Here is a 22,704-nt window from a genome sequence, read left to right as displayed (position 1 = left end):
CGCTTGAGATGAACGTCTTCTAGCTGGTCATGCCCCCCCGCAAAGGTGCCAGTTTGACGTATTTCCAAAGCTACCACACTCGTCGCACTCTATCTGACGAAATACGGAGCAGTTTTGCCTGCTTCTTGACGGAAATCCGTTGCAACAAGGGGTCCACGTGACGGAAAACACTCTCACCGAATTTGATGCCACAGACTTTCGCATCATGAACGCCTTGGTCGAAGATGGCCGGATGTCGGACGTGATGCTGGGTGAAAGAGTGCATCTTTCCGCAACGGCTGCGGCTCGGCGGCGCAAGCTGCTGGAGGAGCATGGCGCGATCAAGGGCTATACGGCCGAGCTTGATCTGCCGATGCTGGGGCTGGGCATTGTGGTCATTGTGGCCATCGAATTGCGATCGCAGGCCGATTCCGTGCTGACCGAATTTGAAGAGGCGGTGGTGCGCTGCCCCTCGGTCACCTTTTGCAGCTTTGTCTCGGGCGACACGGACTTTCTGATGATGGTCCATGTGAAGAGCTTTGAGGATTACGACCGGATCTATCGCAGCGAACTGGCCACGCTGCCCCATGTCGCGAAAATCCGCTCCAGCTTTGTCATGCGCCGTGTGACCCAGCGCAACGTGCCGCCTGCGGTCTTTGCGCGGGGCAAGTGAAGGGGCGATTCGGGGCACTGTGAATTCGGGCAAGATCGGGCAGGCATGGTTGGGAATCAGAAGTAATAATTTTCAAATGTGATGAAATGCTCGAATAATTTACAAAAACATACCGATGTTTCGCGGAAAAAATTGAAAACTATCGTGTAGCATTTGCTGCGTCGCAAAAGGCGGATGGCCATGAATGCGGCGATAGCGAGATAAAAGGGGTCGCACCCTTTTTGGATATTCAACAGGGGGCCGATGATTCGGCCATGACAGGGACGAATTTGGCGCGGGACCGGCCTGGCGCCATCGTCCGATCATAAAAACGCGGCGCCAGGCAATCGGACAGCTGCGACAAGGGAACAGGATCGCCGGGGAATAAACAGATAACCAATAGGGGGTTTTCATGGCGATTGATCGAACGATGAGGGAATGGACGCAATCGGCCGGCCGGAAGGCATGGCTGGGTGGAGCCGCCGTTTCGGTGCTGGCCATGATGGTGGCCACGCCTGCACTGGCCGCCGCCGACCCGGCGCCTGCCGCCGAAGCCGAGCCTGCCGCTGAGCCTGCCAATGACATCGTGGTGACCGGCACGCGCATCGTGAAGGACGGCTTTGCCGCGCCCACGCCTGTGGCCGTGCTCTCCTCGGTGGACATCAAGGCGCAGGCGCCCGCCAACCTGTCGAACTTCGTCAACCAACTGCCCGCCGTAACGCAGGGCTCCACTTCGGCCAATTCCTCGGGCAGCCTGTCGAACGGCCTGGCCGGGATCAACAGCGTCAACCTGCGCGGCCTTGGCGCCTCGCGCACGCTGGTGCTGGTCGATGGCCAGCGTTCGGTGTCCAGCGCCATGAACGGCGTGGTCGACGTCAACACCGTGCCGCAGGATCTGGTCGAGCGGGTCGAGGTCGTGACCGGCGGCGCATCGGCGCAATATGGCTCGGACGCCGTGGGCGGCGTGGTCAATTTCATCCTGAACAAGAAGTACAAAGGCTTCAAGATCGGGGTGGATCAGGGCATCACCACCTATGGCGACGCGCGCAACTACAAGGTCACGGCCTCGGCCGGCTTTGGCGCCTTTGATGATCGCCTCCATGTGCTGCTCAACACCGAGTATGCCAAGCAGGACGGCGTTTCGACCATCGCGCGCGATTGGAACAATAACGGCGTTTTCACCGTTGCCAATCCCAATACGGCGGCGGGTCAGCCCAGCTGGATCGTGGGCAGCGGCATCGGCCCCTCCGGCTATACGGCGGGCGGCCTGATCACGGCTTCCACCGTCAGCTCGCTGGTCGGCAAATATTTCATGGGCGCAGGTCAGGTCGGCACGCTCAATTTCGGGTCCAAGAGCAGCTCGGGCTATATGGTCGGTGGCGACTATCAGACCACGCTGGCGGGCCATGTCGGCACCAATTCGCTGATGCCCGATGAAGCGCGTTTCAGCGCCTTTGGCCGGGCCAGCTATGATCTGACCAATGACATCGAGATCTTCGCCCAGTTCGGCTGGAACCGCTATATCGGCGAAAGCTATTATCAGCAGACCCCCAGCACCGGCGTGTCGATCAAGGGCGACAATGCCTATCTGCAATCGCTCTATCCCACGGTGGCGGCAGCCCTTGGCAATTCTTCGGCCAACACGATCACTATCGGCACCAGCAATGCCGGCTATCCCGTTCCGGGCAGCCATAACACTCGCGACGTCTATCGCTATGTCATCGGCACCAAGGGCAAGTTCGACGCGCTGGGCCGCGAATGGAAATTCGACGCCTATTTCCAGCATGGCGAAACCAAGTCGCATGAACAGCTGACCAACACCTGGAACCTGTCCCGCATGGCGCTGGCGCAGGATGCGGTCTATGCGCCTGCGGGCAATGCGATGGGCGTGGCGGCGGGCACGATCGTGTGCCGCTCCAGTCTGACCGCGCCGACCAACGGCTGCGTGCCGATCAACCGTCTGGGCACGACCGGGCCTTCGGCGGCGGGCCTTGCCTATATCTATGGCAACCAGCCCTGGCGCGATCAGACGTTGAAGCAGGACGTGGCCTCGGTGGCGCTGAACGGCGATCTGTTCAAGCTGCCGGGTGGCACGGCGGCGATTGCGTTTGGTGGTGAATGGCGCCGTGAAGGCATCACCGGCTATGTGCCCACCGAATTCCAGCCCACCATCAACCCTACTACTGGCACCACCACCAGCAACTGGCTGTATGGCAACTATCTGCCCAACACCGGCCATTACTATGTGAAGGAAGGTTTCGTCGAAATCGACCTGCCGCTGTTCAAGGGCTTCAACGTCAATGCGGCGGCTCGCGGCACCGATTATTCGACCAGCGGCAGCGTGCTGACCTATAAGGCGGGCGCGACATGGCAGGCCAATTCCATGTTCAAGCTGCGCGGCACCTATTCGCGCGACATCCGCGCGCCCAACCTTCAGGAGCTGTTCGCCTCGCCCACCGCGCGCACCAATTCGGTGGTGGTCGCCTCGGGTCAGGCCAACCAGTTCCTGCCGGGCGGCACCTATGGCTTCGTGGAAAGCACGATCGGCAACACCAGCCTGACCCCGGAAAAGGCCAATACCTGGACCGTGGGCGCGGTGGTCACGCCGCCCTTCATCCCCGGCTTTACCGCCAGCTTTGACTATTACGACATCAACATCAAGGATGCGATCGGCTCGATCACCTCGCAGAACACGATCGATTTCTGTTCGGCGGGTCTGACGGCCTATTGTAAGAACATCGCCTATTCGGGCGGGGCGATTTCCTCGATCACCGTCCAGCCGTATAATTTTGCCAGCCAGCACGCCAAGGGCTTTGATATCGAAGCCAGCTATCGCACGCCGCTCTCGAAAATCAGCAGCAGCCTGCCCGGCACGCTGACGCTGCGTGGCACGACGACGCATTACATCGCCAACGTGGTCGACAACAAGATCTTCCCGGTGGACTATGCGGGCGTCAACGGCGGGAGCCTCTCGGGCAGCTACAGCTCGCCCAGCTGGGTCTATCGCATCAGCGCCTTCTATGAAGTCGGTCAGGTCAATTTCAATCTGGTCTATCGCGGTTTCTCGGACGGCGTTTACGGCAACGACTATATCGAATGCACCACCTCGTGCCCGACCGTGTCGAACATCAACCAGTATCGCACGATCAACAACAACCAGATCAAGGGCACCAGCTATATGGATGCCTCGGTCCAGTTCAAGATCCTGACTCAAAAGCTGAAGGATGCCTCGCTCACCTTCGTGGTCAACAATCTGTTCGACAAGGATCCTGTGCTGATCGGCAATGGCCCGAGCGGCAACAACGTTCCGGCCTATGCCCAGACCAACCGCAGCATTTACGACGTTATGGGACGCACGATCCGCGTCTCGGCCAAGATCGGCTTCTGATAGGGAGAAGGATCAGTCATGGATTTTGTGAAACGCAGCACTCTGGCCCTGATGGCCACGGCCGCTCTGATGGCGGGCACGCAGGCCCATGCCGCCGCCAGCCCCAAGCTGAAGGCCGAGGCCGTGGCCGGGGTCGAGGCGCAGAAGAAGGATATTCAGGTGATGGTGGATACCGTGTTCAGCTATGCTGAGCCCGGTTTCCAGGAATTCCGTACGATGGAATATCTGACCGGCATTCTGGAAAAGAACGGTTTCAAGGTGACCAAGGGCGTGGCGGGCATCCCCACCGCCTTTACCGCGACCTGGGGCGAGGGCGGGCCGCTTCTCGCGCTGGGCAGCGACGTGGACAATCTGCTGGGCACCTCGCAGACGCCGGGCCTGCCCTATGTGAAGCCGATGGTCGAAGGCGCGCCGGGGCATGGCGAGGGGCATAATTCGGGCATGCCGCTGGTGGTGGCCGCCGCGATTGCCGCCAAGCAGGTGATGGAAAAGAACCACATCCCCGGCCGCCTGATGATCTGGCCGGGCATTGCCGAAGAACTGCTGGCCACCAAGGCCTACTATGTGCGCGAGGGGATGTTCAAGGGCGTCGACCTTTGCATCTTCAACCATGTCAGCTCCGATTTCGGCACGGCCTATGGCGAATTGGGCATGAACGGCATGGTGTCGGTCGAATATACGTTTAAGGGCAAGACCGCCCATGCCGCAGGCGATCCGTGGGATGGTTTCTCGGCACTGGACGGTGTGGAGATCATGGATTCGGCGTGGAATTTCCGCCGCGAACATCTGCCCATCACCCAGCGTTCGCATTACGTCATCACCAATGGCGGCGGCCAGCCCAACGTGGTGCCCGACAAGGCCAGCGTCTGGTATTATTTCCGCGAGCGCAGCTTTGGCGCGGTGCGCAATCTGTATAACACCGGAAATGAAATCGCGCAGGCCGCCGCCAAGGCGACCGGCACCACTGTGACCTCGCAGATCCTTGGCTATGCCGCGCCCAATTTCGGCAACAAGCCGCTGGCCGAGGCCGCCTATGCCAATATCAAGACCGTGGGCATGCCCAAGTGGACCGCCGATGATCAGGCCTTCACCAAGGCGGTGCAGACGATCAACCACCGTACGGTCAAGCCTTTGTCGGACACGGTGGGCGAATTGTCCTCGCCCGAGAACCGCCCGCGTTCGATCGGCGGCGGCTCGGATGACATTGGCGACATCATGTGGACCGTGCCGACCATCACGATCCGCTATCCGGCCAATATCCCGAACATGATCGGCCACAATGTGCTCTCGGCCATGGCGATGGCCACTCCGATTGCACATAAGGGTGTCGAGGCGGGAGCCAAGGCGCTGGCCATGACGATCCTTGACGTGATGACCACGCCCAAGCTGGTGGCCGATGCCAAGGCCTATTTCACCGATGTGCAGCAGAAGACCGACAAGTACGACCCGATTCTGGGGCCCAAGGCGGCGACCTGGCTGAATGAAAAGACGATGAAGGAATATCGGCCGCAGATGGAAAAATATTACTACGACGCGGCGAAATATCCGACCTACCTCGATCAGCTGGGGATCAAATATCCCACGCTGGAGGCGCCCAAGTCGTAAATCTGTAAGTTTGTGAAAGGGACCGGATGGGCATCGACCCATCCGGGCTTTTCACGCAGGAGGAAGCAGGGTCGTCCGGCTGGGGCGACCCTGCTTTTTTATGCGGCTCGTTTTAATGCGCGGCGCAGGCCGGGTCGGCGGGGATGGTGATCGTGCGCAGCGACGGCGCGAGGCCGTCGAGCAGATGCAGCCGCCCCCATTGCGGATCGGCCAGAGGCCCGGGCGCACCCGCGCCATGCAGGATCACGCGGATGGCCGATTGCGCCGCCATCGTGCCCACCATGCCGACAAAGGCCCCCAGCACGCCATCGGCGGCACATGTGTCGCAATCGGTGGCGTCGAACGCATCGCCAACGAAGCAGCGGTAACAGGCATGGCCCGACAGATGGCCCGCGAAATTGGCGATCTGGCCCTGAAACCGGCCCACGGCGGCGGTGGTCAGCGGGATTTGCGCCGCGACGCAGGCGTCCGACACGGCGAGACGGGTGGCGAAATTGTCGCAGCCATCAAGGACCAAAGTGGCCCCGGCGATTAACGTGGGGGCATTGTCGGTCGAGATGCGCGTCTGGTGGTGGCTTACGGCAATCTCGGGGTCAAAGCGCGCGACCCAATCGGCGGCGGCCTGCGCCTTGGGCGTCCCAATGTCGGCCTCGGCAAAGATCGTCTGGCGTTGCAGGTTGCTGGCCTCGACGCTGTCGTCGTCGATCAGGGTCAGGCGGCCGACCCCGGAGGCGGCCAGATACTGCAACGCCGGGCTGCCGATCCCGCCGCAGCCGATCATCACCACATGGGCGTTGCCCAGCGCCATTTGGCCAACACCGCCGATTTCAGGCAAAACGATATGGCGGGCAAAGCGAGAGAGGCGGTCCGGGGTCATGCGGGGGATTTAGGGGAGGTGGTGGGGGAGAGCAAGCGGGAGGATGCCTCCGGCGGGTTAAGGGCGGGGGCCCTTAACAATCCCGGATTTGGGTGGTGTGTTGTTGGCTGCCTGGTGCTTTGGGCTTGGTTTTACATCCTGCGGCGGCTGAGCCTTGCGCTGTTTGGCACCGTAGGCGTTTAAATTCCCGGGCCCGGTTTGATGTCAAAGGGGTAGCCTGTCGCGCAACGCAAATAATGATGGTATTGCAAGGGGATAAGTCCATTTTCCCGCCAGAGGCATTAACCTCTATCCACCGCTTATCCACAGGCGTGCCAACAGGCGATGCACAGGCTTATCCAGCCCTTATGCACCGCCCGTCAACAGTTTGTGCCGGGGTTGTGAGATCAGCTTTCCAGCTGACGCAGCAGCGAGCGCACATCGCCGTCGATGTCGGCATCGCGCGTGCGCAGATCCTCGATCAGGCGCACGGCATGGATCACCGTCGAGTGATCGCGCCCGCCAAACTTGCGCCCGATTTCCGGGTAGGACCTCGGTGTCAGCACTTTGGAGAGGTACATGGCCACCTGACGCGGGCGCACCACGGCGCGGGCACGACGCTTGGACGACATTTCCTGACGATCCACGCGATAGAACTGGCAGACCGTACGCTGGATCTCGTCGATGGTGATGCGCTTGCGGTTGGCCGAAAGGATGTCGGTCAACTGTTCCTCTGCCAGTTGCAGGCAGACGGCCTGACCCGTGAGCTGCGCATAGGCGATCAGCTTGTTGAGGCCGCCGACCAGTTCGCGCACGTTGCGGTTGATCGTGCGGGCGAGGAATTCGATCACATCGCCCGGCACATCGACCGAGGTGAAGCGCGCGAGGCGGTGTTCGAGCACCGAGCGGCGCAATTCAATGTCGGCCGGGATGATGTCGGCCACAAGGCCCATCGACAGGCGCGAGAGCAGGCGCTGTTCAACGCCGTCCAGCGCCTGCGGGCTGCGGTCGGCGGCGAACACCAGCCGCTTGCCTTCGGCCAGCAGCGCGTCGATCGTATAGAGCAGTTCTTCCTGCGCCGAAGCCTTGCCGATGATGAACTGGATATCGTCCACCAGCAGCAGGTCGAAACCGCGCAGGCGCGACTTGAACTCGATCATCTGGTTCTGGCGCAGGGCCTGAACGAACTCGACCATGAAGCGTTCGGCGCTGCAATAGAAGATGCGCGCGCGCGGATGGTTGGCCAGAAACGCATGGCCGATGGCATGCATCAGGTGGGTCTTGCCCTGACCCGTGGCGGCCTTGAGATAGAGCGGCGAGAATTGCGGCGCCTCAAGCGCGGCCATACGCTGAGCCGCGTTGAAGGCCAGCACATTGCTGGTGCCGGTGACAAAGGTGGGGAAGGTCAGCGAGGGGTCGAGTCCGATCGAGGCCAGCGCCAGCGTATCGGTGGCAGCGCTCGCGCCTTCGGTGGCATGGCCATGCACGCGGCCCGAATCGCCCAGCACCGGGGCAGGGCGCGTTGGTGTGTTGTCGCGGGCCAGACGCAGGTCGGGCATCGCGCGGCGGCCGGGCTGGGCGCTGATGCGCACATGGCGGACATCGCGCGCGATCTTCCACGCCAGCGTCAGCCGGTCGGCAAAGCGATCCGCCACCCAGTTGGCCGAAAATTCGGTGGGCAGGAACAATTCCAGCGTGCCCGAGTCCTTGTTGAACGCGCCCAGTTGAATCGGACGAATCCACTGATTGAACAACTGCGGCCCAAGGTCCTTCTTCAGGCCCTGACAGATGTCAGCCCAATCGGCGGCCAGGTCGAGTGCATCCTGATCTTCGGCGGCATGCCCGGACTTGCCCTTTGCAGGGCTAGCCTCGGCGCGCTTGCCGCCCCAAACGGTTCCCGTCACCCCAAATGCTCCTGATCCGCCATTAAGCCCCAACCCGCCGACACACATGCCGACGGCCTCACCTTGCACACAGAAAACGACTCCTGCCCTGCGAAACCGGAAAGTTTCGCGAGTGTGACAGAGTGCCATATTTCCGTGAAGTTCAGCAGACGCGAAACGCCTCGAACCCCTTCGTTTTAGGGATGATCGCGGGCGCTGCGCAAGGGCGTTATCTGCAAAAATTTTGAAATAATTGGCTTGACAGCATAACCCCAGCAAATCCGCCAAGTTCGAAAAAGTCATTGAATTTTAAAGCTAAAATATCATGACAATTTGCGAATCGTTGGAATTGCAGGATTTCTTGAAGCTGTCACTTTTGCCCGGCAAAGGGCAAAACTAAAGCCAACGGGCGGCAAAGCAAAAGCCGACGGGAATCCCCATCGGCTTTGCTTACGCGCTCTTGCTTATCGCTATGCCGTGCAACCGTTTCGCACGGCCGCACGAGTCGCGAATCAGAGAGCGGCGACCGCCTTGGTCAGGCGCGAGAACTTGCGCGATGCAGTGTTCTTGTGCAGCACGCCACGAGCAACGCCGCGAGCCAGTTCAGGCTGGGCTTCGTGCAGGGCGGCCGCAGCAGCGGTCTTGTCACCGCCGGCGATCGCGGCTTCGACCTTCTTGACGAAGGTGCGGATGCGGCTGATGCGGGCGCCATTGATTTCGGCGCGACGCTCGTTACGGCGGATGCGCTTGCGGGCTTGCGGCGTATTGGCCATGTGTGTCCTCGTATCGGGCCGATGCGGCCGGAAATTGCTAGCGAAAATCGGTATAGCAGAACCATCGGTTCCGCCAGAAGCGGCGCCCTTAACCAGCGTGAGCCGAATCGTCAAGGGAATAGGAGTCTTTATTGTTCCGCCCCGGCCGGTCCGGCGCGAAGAATTTGTCTTATTTCTGACAGGCCGGACACCAGAAACTCGACCGTCCGCCCTGCGTCACGCGGGCAATGGGTGCGGCGCAGGCGTGGCATGGTTTGCCCTCGCGGCCATAGACGCGCCAGTTGGCCGCGAAATAGCCCAGTTCGCCATTGGGCTGGGCATAGTCGCGGATCGTGCTGCCGCCCGCCGCGATGCTCTCGGACAGGACATCGACGATGGCCGGCACCAGCAGCGCCAGCTCGCGCTTTTTCACATCGCGCCCCAGCCGCAGCGGGCTGATTCCGGCCCGGTGCAGCGCCTCGCAGACATAGATATTGCCAAGCCCCGCCACCACCGCCTGATCGAGCAGCAATTGCTTGACCGGGCTGAGGCGCCCCTTCATCCGTGCGGCCAGCAGGGCCGGGGTCAATTCCGGCCCCAAAGGTTCAGGCCCCATCGCGGCAAACGGCGCCCAGGCGCCCAGCGCCTCGTCCGCCACCAGATCGACCGAGCCGAACCGTCGCGCATCGTTCAGCGCCAATCTGCTGCCCGCCTCGGTGGTCAGCACCAGATGATCGTGTTTCTCCAGCGCGTCCGGGTCGATCCGCCACCGCCCCGACATGCCCAGATGAAACACCATCACCGCGCCCCGGTCGGTATGGATCAGCCCATATTTGGCCCGGCGCGACAGGGCCGTCACCGTGGCCCCGGTCATCACCTGCACCAGATCGGCGGGAAACGGGCGGCGCAGTCCCTCACGGCGGGTTTCGACACGCGCGATCCGTTGCCCGTCCAGATAGGTGGCAAGGCCGCGCAGGGTGGTTTCGACTTCGGGTAGTTCTGGCATGGGGGGGAGATAGAAGGTTTAGGGGGAAAATGCGAGGGTCTCGACCCTCGCGCTCCCACTGCTGTCTTTATTACGTCGGGCTGGCGGTGAGGCTGCTTGGGGCGATGAATTTCTGCCTGCGGCGCTTGCATAAGCACCTTTTCGCAAGCGCGAAACCGTCCTAAAGCGGCGCCCATGACTCAGAGCGATCAACAGCCCGACACCGTCTCCTTTGGCTATGAGGAGGTCAGCCCCGAAGAAAAGACTGCCAAGGTCGGCGCGGTCTTTTCCGCCGTGGCCAAGAAATATGACATCATGAACGATGCCATGTCGGTCGGGCTGCACCGCCTGTGGAAGGACAAGTTCGTGCGCCGGGTCAAACCCCAGCCGGGCGAGATGATCCTGGACATGGCTGGCGGCACGGGCGACATTGCCTTTCGCATGCACGAACGCGGCGCCTCGATCACCGTGTCGGACATCAATCAGGACATGCTGGACGTGGGCATCGAACGGGCGATGGAGCGCGGCCTCGATGGTCTGGTCTGGAGCCGCCAGAACGCCGAGGAGCTGAACTTTCAGAGCCGCGTGTTCGACGCCTACACCATCGCCTTTGGCATCCGCAACGTCACGCGCATCGACAAGGCCCTGCGCGAGGCGCATCGCGTGCTCAAATTCGGCGGGCGCTTCTACTGCCTCGAATTTTCGACGACCGAGTGGCCCGGTTTCAAGGAAGCCTATGACGCCTATTCTCACAAGCTGGTGCCGCAACTGGGCCAGATGATCGCGGGCGATGCCGATTCCTATCGCTATCTGATCGAATCGATCCGCCGTTTCCCGCCCATGCCCGAATTTGAAGGCATGATCCGCGAAGCCGGTTTCGTGAACACCCGCGTCGAACCGATCCTTGGCGGTCTGGTGGCGATCCATTCGGGCTGGAAGGTCTAAATACCTTGTCACCCCGCAAGCATATCTGGCGCCTGCTGAGCTGGGGCCGCATTCTGGCGTCGCATGGCGCGCTGCGCGGGATCGAACAGGATCCCCATACGCCCGCCCCGGTGGCCCGCCTGTGCCGCATTGCGCGGTTTGGCGCGCGCATTCCCGACGTCCCCGATTACGCCGGGGCCTTCCGCGCGATTGGCCCGGCTGCGATCAAGCTGGGTCAGACCTTGGCCACCCGCCCTGATCTGGTGGGTGAGGAAGCGGCCAACAATCTGCTCGAATTGCAGGACAGCCTGCCGCCTGTGCCGTTTGCGGCGATCAAGGCCGAGGTGGAGAGCGCCTTTGGCCGTCCCCTAAGCGAACTCTACGCTGAATTTGAGGAGCAGCCGGTCGGCGCGGCATCCATCGCGCAGGTCCACCGGGCGGTTACGCTTGATGGCCGCCGCGTGGCGGTCAAGGTGCTGCGCCCCGGCATCCGCGAGAAATTCGCGCAGGACATCGAGACCTATGAATGGGCCGCGGCCCATCTGGAGGCCCTGGGCGGTGAGGCCACGCGCCTGCGCCCGCGCCTCATCATCGCCAATTTCAAGCGCTGGTCGATGCGCGAACTTGACCTGCGTCGCGAAGCCGCCTCGGCCTCCGAACTGGCCGACATGATGAAGGGCACTCACGGCTATCGCATCCCCGCCATCGACTGGGACCGCACATGCGGCCGCGTGATGACGCTGGAATGGATCGACGGGATCAAGATCAGCGATACCGCCGCGCTCAAGGCTGCCGGGATCAATCTGGAAACTCTGGCCAAGCGTCTGGTGATCGCCTTCCTGACGCAGGCGGTGCATCTGGGCTATTTCCATGCCGACATGCATCAGGGAAACCTGTTCATCGAGCCGGACGGCACGATTGTCGCCATTGATTTCGGCATCATGGGCCGCATCAATCGTCAGGCGCGCATCTGGCTGGGCGAGATCCTGCACGGGCTGACCACGGGCAATTACCGCCGCGTGGCCGAGATCCATTTCGAGGCGCAATATGTGCCTTCCTATCACTCGGTGGATGAATTCACCACCGCGCTGCGCGCTGTTGGCGAACCGATGCGCGGGCGTCCGGTCAAGGATCTCTCGGTTGGGCAAATGCTCGACGGGCTGTTTGCCATCACCCGCGATTTCGACATGTCGACCCAGCCGCATCTGCTGCTGCTGCAAAAGACGATGGTGATGGTCGAGGGGCTGGCGACCCAACTCTATCCCGACATCAATATGTGGGATGTGTCGGGGCCTTTCGTCTCCGAATGGATGCGCGACGAGCTTGGCCCCGAGGCGGCCATCGCGCGCGGCATCCATCGTGGCCTGCGCCGTCTGATCCGCATGCCCGACCTGATCGAGCGGATCGAGGAGAAGTTCCCGTTAAAAGGCGCCGCCCCCGAACAGCCGCCCTTGCCCGATATTCCCCTCATCTGGGATCGTCAGGGTAAACCGAATGCTAACCGCTGGACCGGATATATCACAGCCTTCCTGTTGGGGGGCTTGAGTGTATGGGCGGCGTGGCATATCGGCTGGATGGGGTGAGCGGGCAGGGCGCTGCGCCCTATGATCGCTTTGCCGCATGGGGCCGGTGGCGCGCGCGTTTTGCGCTGGCGCTGCTGGCGCTGTTGCTGGCGGCCTCGGCATGGGTGCCGCTGACGGTCGGGCGGGGAGAGGAGGCCAAGGCCCCCAGCCTTGTCATCGCGAATAACAAGGCCGCCGAGCGTCCGCGCGACGAGGATCTCAAGCTCTATGACCGCGCCATAGCGCGCATCCTGCATGGCGAGAATTATTACGACTTCATCGTGAGCGAGCATCGCCGCGCCGATTATCCGGTGCGGCCCGGCGTTGCGGTGCGCCTGCCCACGCTGGCCTATTTGGACGCGGCAATGGGGGTAGATGGCGATCGGCCCGCGCCCATCGCCATGGCGGCGGCGGTGGCGCTGATGATCGGTGTGATTGCGGCATGGTGGGGGCGGCTGGGCGATCTGGGCGTGGATCCTTCGCTGCGGCGGATCGGCACGGCTCTGGTGCTTTTCGGAGCCTCGCTGGGGCTGAATCGATACTATTTCGTGCTGCATGAACTTTGGGCCGGGATGCTGGTGGCGCTCTCGCTGGGGCTGCATCGGCCAGAGCGGAGTAAGTGGCTGGGGGCGGTGCTGGCCGCTGCTCTGGCGCTTTCCATCCGGGAGCATGTGCTGCCCTATGTCCTGTTGATGGGGGCGATGGCGGGCTGGCGCGGGGCGTGGCGCGAGGCGGCGGCATGGGGCGCCTTGGTGGCGCTGTTCGCGGTCGGCTATGCCTGGCATCTCCACCTGATCGCGCTGCAAACTCTGCCCACCGACCGGGTCGGGCCAAGCTGGCTGGCGCTGCGCGGGCTGGGGGGTTTTCTGTCGAACACGGTGCTTTCCTCCAATCTGCGCTTTATGCCCCACCAAATTGCGGGGCCGCTGACCATCCTGATGATCTTCGGCTGGGCCTCCTGGCGGTCGAGCGCGGGGCTGACCGGGCTGTTGCTGTTTTCCGGCTATGCGCTGCTGTTCTCCATCGCAGGGCGGAATGACAATTTCTACTGGGGCGCGGTGATTACGCCGGTCATGGCGCTGGGGCTGGCGTTCGTGCCGATGGGGGTGGGGGCATTGGTCGGCGCGGCTTTTAAGAAGTAAGTTTGCCTCCGGCGGGCAAAGGGCGGGGGCCCTTTGCAATCCCGTTAATGGGTGGCGGTTGGTTGGCCAGTTTTTGGGATGGGTTTTATAGCCTGCGACGCGGAAGCCTAACGCCACGCAGACAGTAACGGAAGCGCGAGGGTCTAGGCCCTCGCATTCTTCCCCTTCCTCTTCTATGACCATCCCCATGCTTGGCAAACGCATCCTTCTCATCATCGGCGGCGGCATCGCGGCCTATAAGTCCTGCGAACTGATCCGCCTGATCCGCAAGGCGGGGGGCGAGGTCACCTGCGTTCTCACGAAAGGCGGGGCGCAGTTTGTTACGCCGATGACGCTGGCGGCGCTTTCGGAAAACCCGGTGCATACCAGTCTGTTTGACCTGAAGAACGAGGTCGAGATGGGCCATATTCAACTGAGCCGTCAGGCCGATCTGGTGGTGGTCTGTCCGGCCACGGCCGATCTGATGGCCAAGATGGCCTGCGGCATTGCCGATGATCTGGCCACCACGCTGCTGCTGGCCACGGACAAGCCGGTGCTGGCGGTGCCTGCGATGAATGTGCGCATGTGGCAACATGAGGCGACCCTCGGCAATGTCACCACTTTGCGCGCGCGGGGCGTGAATGTGCTGGACCCGGACGAGGGCGTGATGGCCTGCGGCGAATATGGCCCGGGGCGTCTGCCCGAGCCGGAGGCGGTGATGGGGGCGATCGGCGCGGCGCTGGTTCGTGAAAAGCCGCTGGCGGGGCGCCATGTGCTGATTACCGCCGGCCCCACACATGAGCCCATCGACCCGGTGCGCTATATCGCCAACCGTTCCAGCGGGCGTCAGGGCTTTGCCATTGCGCAGGCCGCCGCGCAGGCCGGGGCATCGGTAACGTTGATCGCAGGCCCGGTCGATCTGCCCACGCCCTATGGTGTGGTCCGCGTCAATGTCGAAACCGCGCGCGATATGGCCGCGGCGGTGGAGGCCGCCTTGCCCGCCGATATTGCGGTGATGGTGGCCGCCGTGGCCGATTGGCGCGTGGGTGATGCGGGGGCGCACAAGATCAAGAAGGATGGCAGCGGGGCGGTTCCTCCGCTCGCCTTGGTCGAGAACCCCGATATTCTTGCGGGCCTTTGTGCCTCGCCCCGCCGCCCGCGCCTTGTCGTCGGCTTTGCCGCCGAGACGCAGGATGTCATCGCCCATGCCAGCGCCAAACTGGCCCGCAAGGGCGCGGACTGGATCGTGGGTAATGACGTGTCCGGCGACGTGATGGGCGGCCTTCGCAACAGCGTTCATATTGTCAGCGCCGATGGGGTGGACAGCCTGCCCGATCTGCCGAAAGAAGCGGTGGCTGCCGCTTTGGTTGAAAGGATTACCCGTGTCTTTGTCTGAACATATCCCCGTCCGCCTCAAGCGCCTGCCCCACGGCGAGGGCCTGCCCTTGCCTGCCTATGCCACCAGCGGGGCGGCGGGCATGGATGTCGTTTCGGCCGAGGATGTGGTGATCGCGCCGGGCGCGCGCCATGCGGTTGCCACGGGCCTTGCCATGGCGATCCCGCATGGCTTTGAAATTCAGGTCCGCCCGCGCAGCGGCCTGGCGCTCAAGCATGGCATCACCGTGCCCAACACGCCCGGCACGATCGATTCGGACTATCGCGGCGAATTGAAGGTGATCCTCATCAACCACGGCGCGCAGGATTTCGCCATCGCGCGCGGTGATCGCATCGCCCAACTGGTGCTGGCTCCGGTGGTGCAGGGCGGCTGGATCGAGGTCGACGAACTGGATGAAACCGCGCGCGGCGAGGGCGGTTTTGGCAGCACCGGCGGCGTGGTCGCGCTGGGCAATTAAGGCCACGAAAAAACCCGCCGCTGATGAAGGCGGCGGGTTTTGCGTAAAAAGTCCCGGTTGTTACTTCGCCGGACCCTTCACCGTGGTCTTTTCAGGGGCCACCGTGATGCGCAGCGTTTCGCCCGAATTGCCGGGGAAGCCGGTGAAGAAGGCTTCGACCAGATTGGGCACCAGCCAGGTCAGCTTGTTCGAGGCCGAGGCGGCTTCGGCCTTGCCTTCAAATACGCGCTTGTTGGCGCTCTTGTCGTCGATCTTGACGCTGATGCCGCTGGTGTAAACGGTATAGCTTTCGACACCCTGATCGAACCAGGGGTCATACCAGCCATAGCCCCAGCCGCCCATCATATAGGGACGGCCATAGAAGCCACCGCCATAGAAACCACCGCGACGGAAGCCCGGCCCGTACCACGGACCCCAGAACGGATCGCGCATGCCGGTCGAGCGGACATGGACGCGACCCTTGTCCACGCCATAGGAAAAGCGCACGATCAGGTTCGCCGCGTCAGGATTGACAGCCTCGGTATAGCCCTTCTTGGTGAGTTCGCCGGCGACGATTTTGGCATATTGGCCAAATTCGATGCCGCCTGCCAAGGCCGGATCATCGGCCACGACCGCAAAGGTCTGACCTTGGGGTGCGGGCAATTGCGATTGAAAGCGGGTGACCCGCGTGTCGAGCGTATCGGCACAGGCGGAAAGGCCCAGCATCAGGAGGCCGGCCATGGCCCCCTTTATGCCGCGCGAGATCCATTGAGAATTAGCGCCACTCATTCGTTTTTCTCCTCTGCATGCCGCTCTGGCCGACTATCCCTCCCCGGTTAGGGCGCAGCAGTGGTATGGTGGCGACAGGCTAGGCTGGCAAGGCTGAATGCTGGTTGAATGGTATGGGAAAAGAGACGGGCGCAAAAGGGTTTAACCCCCTTTGCGCCCAGATTTGTCAACGCACCAGACCCAGCGCGTCATAGGTCGCGGCCAGCGTGGGAGCCGAGGCGGCGCGAGCCTTTTCGGCACCCTTGCGCAGGATGGCGTTCAACGCTTCACGGTCCTGACGCAGCGTGTTGAAACGCTCGTTGATGGGGCTGAGCTTCTCCACCAGCAATTCGCCCAGCGCGGGCTTGAACGCGCCAAAGCCCTTGCCGCCGAAGTCGGCCAGAATTTGCGCGACCGATTGTCCCGACATGGCCGAATAGATGCCCACCAGATTGCGCGCCTCGGGGCGGCCTTCCAGCCCTTCGGCCTCGCTGGGCAAGGCGTCGGCGTCGCTCTTTGCCTTCTTGATCTTGCTCATGATGGCGTCCGCATCATCGGTCAGGTTGATGCGGCTCATGTCGCTGGGGTCGGACTTGCTCATCTTGCTGCTGCCATCGCGCAAGGACATGATGCGCGCGGCGGCGGGCGGGATGATCGGTTCGGGCAGGACGAACAGCGGCTTATCTTCGGCGCAGAAGTCATTGTTGAACTTCTGCGCAATGTCGCGCGCCAGTTCGAGATGCTGCTTCTGATCCTCGCCCACGGGAACATGGGTGGCCTGATAGATCAGCACGTCGGCAGCCTGGAGCACGGGATAGGTGAAAAGCGCGACCGACTGACCATCGCGGTTCTTGCCCGCTTTGTCCTTCCACTGGGTCATGCGGTTCAACCAGCCCACGCGGGCCGTGCCGTTGAGCAGCCATTGCAGCTCGGCATGGGCGGGCACCTGCGTCTGGTTGAACAGGGTGGATTTGTCCGGGTCCACCCCGCAGGCCACCAGCGCGGCCGTCATCTCGCGCGTGTTCTCACCCAGCGCCTTGGGATCATGCGGCATCGAAATCGCGTGAAGGTCGGCGAGAAAATAGAAACATTCCCCGCCCTTGGCCGTCCACTCGTCCTGCATCGCCACCCAGTTGCGGATCGCACCAAGGTAATTGCCAAGGTGAAGATTGCCGGTGGGCTGAATGCCGGAAACGATACGCATGTGTTTCACTTCTCTGCTGAAACGCGGCGACGCCGCAAAAGTTTAAGATCGTCAGCGCCAAAGGCGCCAAGGGCAAAGCTGGCGAGGCCATAGACAAAAACGCCCCCGCCCACCAGCGCCCCCATTGAGGCCAGACGCAAAACCCAAGAGCCATGCGTATAGGGCATCAGCCAGGGCTGGCTGATCCACAGCACCGCGCCCATGGTCAGCGCCGCCACGCCGAGGCGCCACGCCCGGTGGCGAAGCCGCGAATCCATCGCAAAATGCCCACGCTTGACCAACGTGGCATAGAGCAGCCAGACATTGACGGTGGAGGCAATCGCCGTGGCCAGCGGCGGCCCCATATGGCGCAGCGGCAGGATCAGGATCAGGTTGAGCACGAGGTTGACCCCCATGCTGATCGTGGCGAAACGCACCGGGGTCTTGGTGTCGTGGCGGGCGTAATAGCCGGGAGTCAGAACCTTGACGAGGATATAGCTGGGCAGGCCGATCGAGAAGGCGGCCAGCGCCTGCGCGGTATGGGCGGTATCGAGCGCAGTATAGCGGCCATAGCCGAACAGCGCGGCGGCAATCGGTTCGCCGCAGAACACCAGTCCGACCGTGGCGGGCAGGGTGAGCAGCAGGGCGATTTCGAGGCCCCGGTTCTGCGTTTCCATCGCGCCCGCTTCATCGCCCGCGCCCAGCAAACGGCTGATCGTGGGCAGCAGCACCGTGCCCAGCGCAATGCCGATCAGGCCCAGCGGCAGTTGGTTCAGCCGGTCGGCCATATAGATATAGGTCACGCTGCCATGGTCGAGCAGGCTGGCGGCCAGCGCGGTCGAGATGACAAGGTTGATCTGCACCGCGCCCGCGCCCGCCGCGGCGGGCCAGATCAGCGCCATCAGCCGTTTGACCTCCGGCGTGAAGCGCGGCCAATGCGGGCGCAGCGAGACGCCGTTGCGCCAAGCCGCATGGGCCAGCCACGCCAGTTGCAGCGCGCCCGAAACGGTCACCGCCAGCGCCTGATTGCGTGCGGTTTCAAACGGGTCGGGCGAATGGAAAAACAGCAGCGCACCGATCAGCGTCAGGTTGAGCAGGATGGGCGCGGCGGCATTGACCCAAAATTTATGCAGCGAATTCAATATGCCGCCCAGCAGGGACACCAGCGAGATCAGCATCAGATAGGGGATCGTCAGTCGCGACAGTTTGACCGCAAAGGCGAACTGATCGGGCGAAACCCCGTGGAACCTGCCCGACAGCGCCCATGTCACGGGCCATGCAAAGACCTCGAGCAGGATCGTCATCGCGATCAGCACGGGCAGCAGCACCGAGAGCGCGGCCTCGGCAAAGGCGATGCCGTCGGGCAATCCGCGCCCCTGCGCATCGGCCACTTTCTGATTGAACATGGGCACAAAGGCGCTGGCAAAGGCGCCCTCGGCAAACAGGGCGCGGAACATGTTGGGCAGGCGAAAGGCCACCAGAAAGGCGTCCGAAGCAAAGCCTGCGCCCACCATGCGCGCAAACAGCGAATCGCGCACCAATCCCAGCACGCGACTCATCAAGGTGAGGCCGCCGATCGTCCCCGTGGCTTTAAGAAGGTTCATGGGTGTGGCGGTCTTGTGTTGACTTTATGGGGAAATGCCCGGCCCCGCATGGAGGCCGGGCGGAACATTATGCGTGGCCGGCGGGCTCGTCGCTGGCCGAGGGGCCCTGCTGGGCTTCGGCCTGTGCGGCGAGCTGCTGGATGTAGAGGCCATTAAAATCAATGGGTTCCAGCATGACCGGGGTAAAGCCTGCATCGCGCGTGGCGTCGGCGATCACGCGGCGGGCAAACGGGAAGAGGATGCGCGGCGCTTCGGCGAACATGAAGGCGTGCATCTGGGCTTCTTCCAGATTGCGCATGCCGATCAGGCCCGCATAGGTCAGATCGACGATATAGGCCACGCCCGCTTCGCTGCGCGCGTTGATCTGGATCTTCAGCTCGACCTCATGCACGTCGCCTTCGATGGCGCGGGCCTGAATGTTGAACTGAATGTCCAGCTGGGGCGAATCCTGCCAGGAAAAGCTTTCGGGCGCATTGGGATTTTCGACCGACAAGTCCTTCACATATTGCGAAATCACGCCAGCGCTGGGCAGGGTGTCCTCGCCATCCAGACGCAGCGAGGAAGTGACGGTGCCATCATCGGCCATGTTTGATACTTTCCCTGTGTGGCCCGGCCTGCGGGCGCATGTGGTGGTCATGGTTTGGGCAAAGCGCCTAGCATCACGGCCAGCACCGCACAAGGATCTGGGCGGACCGACAAACAGTTGCCTCGCCAGACAGTTGCGACGATTGTGTCGCACCGGGGGATTTTTTCGGGATTATATCCCCATCCATGCGTTGTTCATTTGTCAATCGTCACTATGTAAGGCACTATGAAGGGTGAAGTCTGCATGTTGCAAGACTCGCTCACAGGGATGAAAGCAAACGCAAGTGACCGTCTCGATCGTCATTCTGGCCATGATCGCAGCCTTTCTGGGCATGCGTCTCTATTCGGTGCTGGGGCGCCGCGCCGAACATGGCGAGGAGCCGGTACAGAGCCGTCTGGACGCCCAGCCCGCCGCTGCTGCCCCCGCTTTGCCGTTGCCCGAACGGGCCGTGGCCGGTGCGGTTCGTCCGCGCGAACTGGGCGCTGTCCTGCCGGGCGTAGAGCGCGGATTGCGCGAAATTATCGCGGTTGATCGCCGTTTTGACCCCGTGACCTTTGTCGAAGGTGCGCGTTCGGCCTATCGCATGGTGCTTGAAGCTTACTGGCGCGGCGATCGTGGACAACTGGGCCATCTGTGCGATGCCGATGTCGCGCGCAGCTTCATTGCCGCGATTGATGAGCGCGAGGCCGCCGGCGAGACTTTCAACAACAGCCTTGTGCGTGTTGAGGAAATTCAGATCGTGGGTGCCAGCTATTCGGCTCCCTTCGCCCGCGTGGCGGTCCGCTTTGTTGCCGATATTGCCGCCGTAACACGCGACCGCGACGGCAAGGTGATTGCTGGTTCGCTTAACGATGCGGTCGAAGTGCGCGATGTCTGGACATTCCGCCGCGATATCCACTCGGTCGATCCCGATTGGCTTCTCGAAGAGACCGACGAAGGCTAAGACCTTGTCGAAGCGGGGCGGCGCCAAGGCGTTCGCCCCGTTTGCCTGCGCCATGGGGCGGGGCATGACATGCGCCGACAGGCGATTCTGGTGGGGACGATTATGAATTTGAGGCAGTCGCGAATCGGCGCGGCGCTGATGGGCTTGTTGTTGCTTGAGGCTTGTGCCCGCATCATTCCCAGTCCCCGTCCTCCCGTTACGCGCCCTTCGCGTCCGGTTCCCACCACCCCCGTTCCTCAGCCAAAGCCGGTGGTGACCGCGATGGATGTCGGCGTCCATCGCGGGCCGGATCTGGCTGCTTTCCCGCTGAGCGATGGTGCGGCGCAGAGCGCGCTTGCCTCCTTCCGCGAGAGTTGCCCTAAATTACTGGCACGCACGGATACCAGCGGGTTGACCCAGCGCGCCGATTGGCAGGATGTGTGCGCGGCGGCCTCGGGCTGGACCTCGGCCGATGCGGGGCGGTTCTTCCGCTCGCGCTTCGAACTGGCGCAGGTCAGCGACGGGGCCACCTATGTTACCGGCTATTACGAGCCTGAAATTGCGGGCAGCCGCACCCGCCAGCCCGGCTATGATGTGCCGGTCTATGGCGTACCGCGCGATCTGGTCCATGCGCGCCCCGGCGATGCGCCGATCAAGCCCAATGGTCAGACACCCTTTGGCCGTTATGACGAAAATGGGGTGTTTCAGCCCTATTTCGAGCGGGGCGAGATCGACGACGGCAAGCTGGTAGGCAAAGGCCTGGAAATTGCCTGGGCGGCGGATCCGGTCGAATTCTTTTTCCTGCAAATTCAGGGTTCCGGGCGGTTGCGCGGACCGGATGGGCAAGTGATTCGCATCGGTTATGCCGCCGATAATGGCCAAAATTACACCGGCATCGGCACGGTAATGCGCCAGCAGGGCCTGCTGGGCAATGCGCCGGGGCAATATGCCGGATCTATGCAGGGCATTATGCAATATATCCGCGAACATCCGCAGGATGGCATGTCGCTGATGCGTCAGAATAAGAGTTGGGTGTTTTTCCGCGAATTGACCGGCGATGGGCCGATTGGCGCGATGGGCGTGCCGGTGCGGCCTCATGTCAGCGTGGCGGCCGATCCGCTGTTTGTTCCGCTGGGCGCGCCGGTGCTGATCGCGGCAGATCCGGCGCTGGCCAATGCGAACAAGGTCAACGGCCTGTGGGTGGCGCAGGATACCGGCGGGGCGATCAAGGGCGCCAACCGCTTTGACAGCTTTTGGGGCGCGGGCGATGAGGCAAGGCGCATCGCGGGCGGTATGCTGGCGCGCGGGCGGGCCTATATCCTGCTGCCAAAGGGGACGCTGGCGCGGCTTGGCGTGCGATGAGGGCGCCATTCGCCCTGCGTGGCGGGCGCAGGCTAACGCCGGAAGAAGAGGATCTGTGGCGCCGCGTGGCTGATACGATCGAGCCGCTGGAGCCGCGCCGCAGGGTTGAACCCACTGTGCCGCCGCCCCCTGTGGCCGAGCCGCCGCCTCTGCCGCCCAAGCGGATCAAGGGCCGGGTTCCGGCGCCTTTGCCGCCCCCCGCTCCGCCGCCTGCGCCCACGCGTCCGCTGGACCGGCACGGGCTGGACGGCGGATGGGACAAAAGGCTGGGCAAGGGACAGGTGGCCCCCGATTTCACGCTTGACCTGCACGGGGCCAATCTGGAAGGGGCCTATCAGCGCCTCGACCACGGCCTCGCGTTGGCGCTGGCGCAGGGCGCGCGAGTGGTGCTGCTGATTACGGGGCGCGCGCGCCCTGCGCCCGGCCCGGCGGATCGCGGATCGCATCGCGGGGTGATCCGGGCCAAGTTCCTCGACTGGCTGGTCCATGGCTCGCATGCTTCGCGCATTGCCGCCGTGCGGGCCGCCCATCCCCGGCATGGGGGCGCGGGGGCGGTATATATTATTTTGAAGCGGGGGAAGTAAGGGTTTGCCTCCGGCGGGTTAAGGGCGGGGGCTCTTAACAATCCCGATATGGGGTGGCGTTCATTTTATAAAGCCTGCGGCGCGGCGAGGGTACGCTGAATGGCGCCGCAGGCTTTTAATTTCAGACATCGCGTCCGGCACATAAGGCTGAACCCT

The 22,704-nt window shown here is 62.8% G+C and carries 19 protein-coding genes; 11 read left to right on the top strand and 8 right to left on the bottom strand.

Annotated elements, in window-relative coordinates:
- Positions 1-157: 157 nt before the first annotated feature.
- The 3 genes from FHW96_RS16970 to FHW96_RS16960 all read left to right on the top strand — a co-directional run bounded on the left by FHW96_RS16970 (position 158) and on the right by FHW96_RS16960 (position 5,624).
- Positions 158-652 (top strand): Lrp/AsnC ligand binding domain-containing protein, encoded by a 495-nt coding sequence (locus tag FHW96_RS16970; protein WP_172341759.1) that lies wholly within the window; start codon positions 158-160, stop codon positions 650-652.
- A 391-nt stretch (positions 653-1,043) separates the two neighbouring features.
- Positions 1,044-4,019: a TonB-dependent siderophore receptor gene (locus tag FHW96_RS16965; RefSeq protein WP_253951029.1), complete on the top strand. Its 2,976-nt coding sequence runs from the start codon at positions 1,044-1,046 to the stop codon at positions 4,017-4,019.
- 18 nt (positions 4,020-4,037) lie between these two features.
- Positions 4,038-5,624 (top strand): amidohydrolase, encoded by a 1,587-nt coding sequence (locus FHW96_RS16960; protein ID WP_172341758.1) that lies wholly within the window; start codon positions 4,038-4,040, stop codon positions 5,622-5,624.
- 112 nt (positions 5,625-5,736) lie between these two features.
- On the opposite strand, the gene FHW96_RS16955 is transcribed toward FHW96_RS16960, so the two are convergent.
- The 4 genes from FHW96_RS16955 to mutM all read right to left on the bottom strand — a co-directional run bounded on the left by FHW96_RS16955 (position 5,737) and on the right by mutM (position 10,121).
- The gene (locus tag FHW96_RS16955; protein WP_172341757.1) at positions 5,737-6,501 is read right to left on the bottom strand and encodes a HesA/MoeB/ThiF family protein; all 765 of its coding nucleotides are present in this window, start codon (positions 6,499-6,501) and stop codon (positions 5,737-5,739) included.
- Between the two features lie 386 nt (positions 6,502-6,887).
- Positions 6,888-8,432 (bottom strand): chromosomal replication initiator protein DnaA, encoded by a 1,545-nt coding sequence (dnaA, locus tag FHW96_RS16950; RefSeq protein ID WP_172341853.1) that lies wholly within the window; start codon positions 8,430-8,432, stop codon positions 6,888-6,890.
- 443 nt (positions 8,433-8,875) lie between these two features.
- The gene (gene rpsT, locus FHW96_RS16945) at positions 8,876-9,136 is read right to left on the bottom strand and encodes a 30S ribosomal protein S20 (RefSeq protein ID WP_172341756.1); all 261 of its coding nucleotides are present in this window, start codon (positions 9,134-9,136) and stop codon (positions 8,876-8,878) included.
- Positions 9,137-9,305: 169 nt separating this feature from the next.
- The gene (gene mutM, locus FHW96_RS16940) at positions 9,306-10,121 is read right to left on the bottom strand and encodes a bifunctional DNA-formamidopyrimidine glycosylase/DNA-(apurinic or apyrimidinic site) lyase (protein ID WP_172341755.1); all 816 of its coding nucleotides are present in this window, start codon (positions 10,119-10,121) and stop codon (positions 9,306-9,308) included.
- Between the two features lie 174 nt (positions 10,122-10,295).
- On the opposite strand from mutM, the gene FHW96_RS16935 reads away from it, so the two are divergent.
- The 5 genes from FHW96_RS16935 to dut all read left to right on the top strand — a co-directional run bounded on the left by FHW96_RS16935 (position 10,296) and on the right by dut (position 15,560).
- Positions 10,296-11,045: a class I SAM-dependent methyltransferase gene (locus FHW96_RS16935; RefSeq protein WP_172341754.1), complete on the top strand. Its 750-nt coding sequence runs from the start codon at positions 10,296-10,298 to the stop codon at positions 11,043-11,045.
- A 5-nt stretch (positions 11,046-11,050) separates the two neighbouring features.
- Positions 11,051-12,607 carry a 2-polyprenylphenol 6-hydroxylase gene (gene ubiB, locus FHW96_RS16930; protein ID WP_172341753.1) on the top strand — a complete coding sequence of 519 codons (1,557 nt, stop codon included), beginning with the start codon at positions 11,051-11,053 and terminating at the stop codon, positions 12,605-12,607.
- Positions 12,574-13,728 (top strand): hypothetical protein, encoded by a 1,155-nt coding sequence (locus tag FHW96_RS16925; RefSeq protein ID WP_253951028.1) that lies wholly within the window; start codon positions 12,574-12,576, stop codon positions 13,726-13,728. The genes ubiB and FHW96_RS16925 overlap by 34 nt, the downstream gene beginning before the upstream one ends.
- 187 nt (positions 13,729-13,915) lie before the next feature.
- Complete coding sequence (gene coaBC, locus FHW96_RS16920) at positions 13,916-15,103, top strand: bifunctional phosphopantothenoylcysteine decarboxylase/phosphopantothenate--cysteine ligase CoaBC (protein ID WP_216650937.1); 1,188 nt, start codon at positions 13,916-13,918, stop codon at positions 15,101-15,103.
- Positions 15,090-15,560, top strand: coding sequence for a dUTP diphosphatase (gene dut, locus FHW96_RS16915; protein ID WP_371815739.1), 471 nt, complete (start codon positions 15,090-15,092; stop codon positions 15,558-15,560). The genes coaBC and dut overlap by 14 nt, the downstream gene beginning before the upstream one ends.
- Positions 15,561-15,620: 60 nt before the next feature.
- Here dut and FHW96_RS16910 read toward each other — a convergent pair whose 3' ends face one another.
- From FHW96_RS16910 to secB, 4 genes are all read right to left on the bottom strand, one after another.
- Positions 15,621-16,280 (bottom strand): DUF4136 domain-containing protein, encoded by a 660-nt coding sequence (locus FHW96_RS16910; protein WP_253951027.1) that lies wholly within the window; start codon positions 16,278-16,280, stop codon positions 15,621-15,623.
- Between the two features lie 214 nt (positions 16,281-16,494).
- Positions 16,495-17,511 (bottom strand): tryptophan--tRNA ligase, encoded by a 1,017-nt coding sequence (gene trpS / locus FHW96_RS16905; RefSeq protein WP_172341750.1) that lies wholly within the window; start codon positions 17,509-17,511, stop codon positions 16,495-16,497.
- A gap of 5 nt (positions 17,512-17,516) precedes the next feature.
- Positions 17,517-19,094 (bottom strand): murein biosynthesis integral membrane protein MurJ, encoded by a 1,578-nt coding sequence (murJ, locus tag FHW96_RS16900; protein ID WP_172341749.1) that lies wholly within the window; start codon positions 19,092-19,094, stop codon positions 17,517-17,519.
- 67 nt (positions 19,095-19,161) lie between these two features.
- Positions 19,162-19,680: a protein-export chaperone SecB gene (gene secB, locus FHW96_RS16895; protein WP_172341748.1), complete on the bottom strand. Its 519-nt coding sequence runs from the start codon at positions 19,678-19,680 to the stop codon at positions 19,162-19,164.
- A 283-nt stretch (positions 19,681-19,963) separates the two neighbouring features.
- Between secB and FHW96_RS16890 the strand changes: the two genes are divergently transcribed.
- From FHW96_RS16890 to FHW96_RS16880, 3 genes are all read left to right on the top strand, one after another.
- On the top strand, positions 19,964-20,623 hold the full coding sequence (locus FHW96_RS16890; RefSeq protein ID WP_172341747.1) for a Tim44/TimA family putative adaptor protein: 660 nt from the start codon (positions 19,964-19,966) through the stop codon (positions 20,621-20,623).
- Between the two features lie 138 nt (positions 20,624-20,761).
- Entirely contained in the window at positions 20,762-21,964 is a 1,203-nt protein-coding gene (locus FHW96_RS16885; protein ID WP_371815738.1) for a murein transglycosylase A, read from the top strand.
- A complete protein-coding gene (locus FHW96_RS16880; RefSeq protein WP_172341745.1) occupies positions 21,961-22,548 on the top strand; it encodes a Smr/MutS family protein in 588 nt (195 codons plus the stop codon). Before FHW96_RS16885 ends, FHW96_RS16880 begins: the two co-directional genes overlap by 4 nt.
- Positions 22,549-22,704 lie beyond the last annotated feature (156 nt).

This window comes from Novosphingobium sp. SG751A, from assembly GCF_013149295.1.
In the GTDB taxonomy this organism is placed as follows: Bacteria; Pseudomonadota; Alphaproteobacteria; order Sphingomonadales; family Sphingomonadaceae; genus Novosphingobium.
This window is presented reverse-complemented; position numbering and strand designations above follow the sequence as displayed.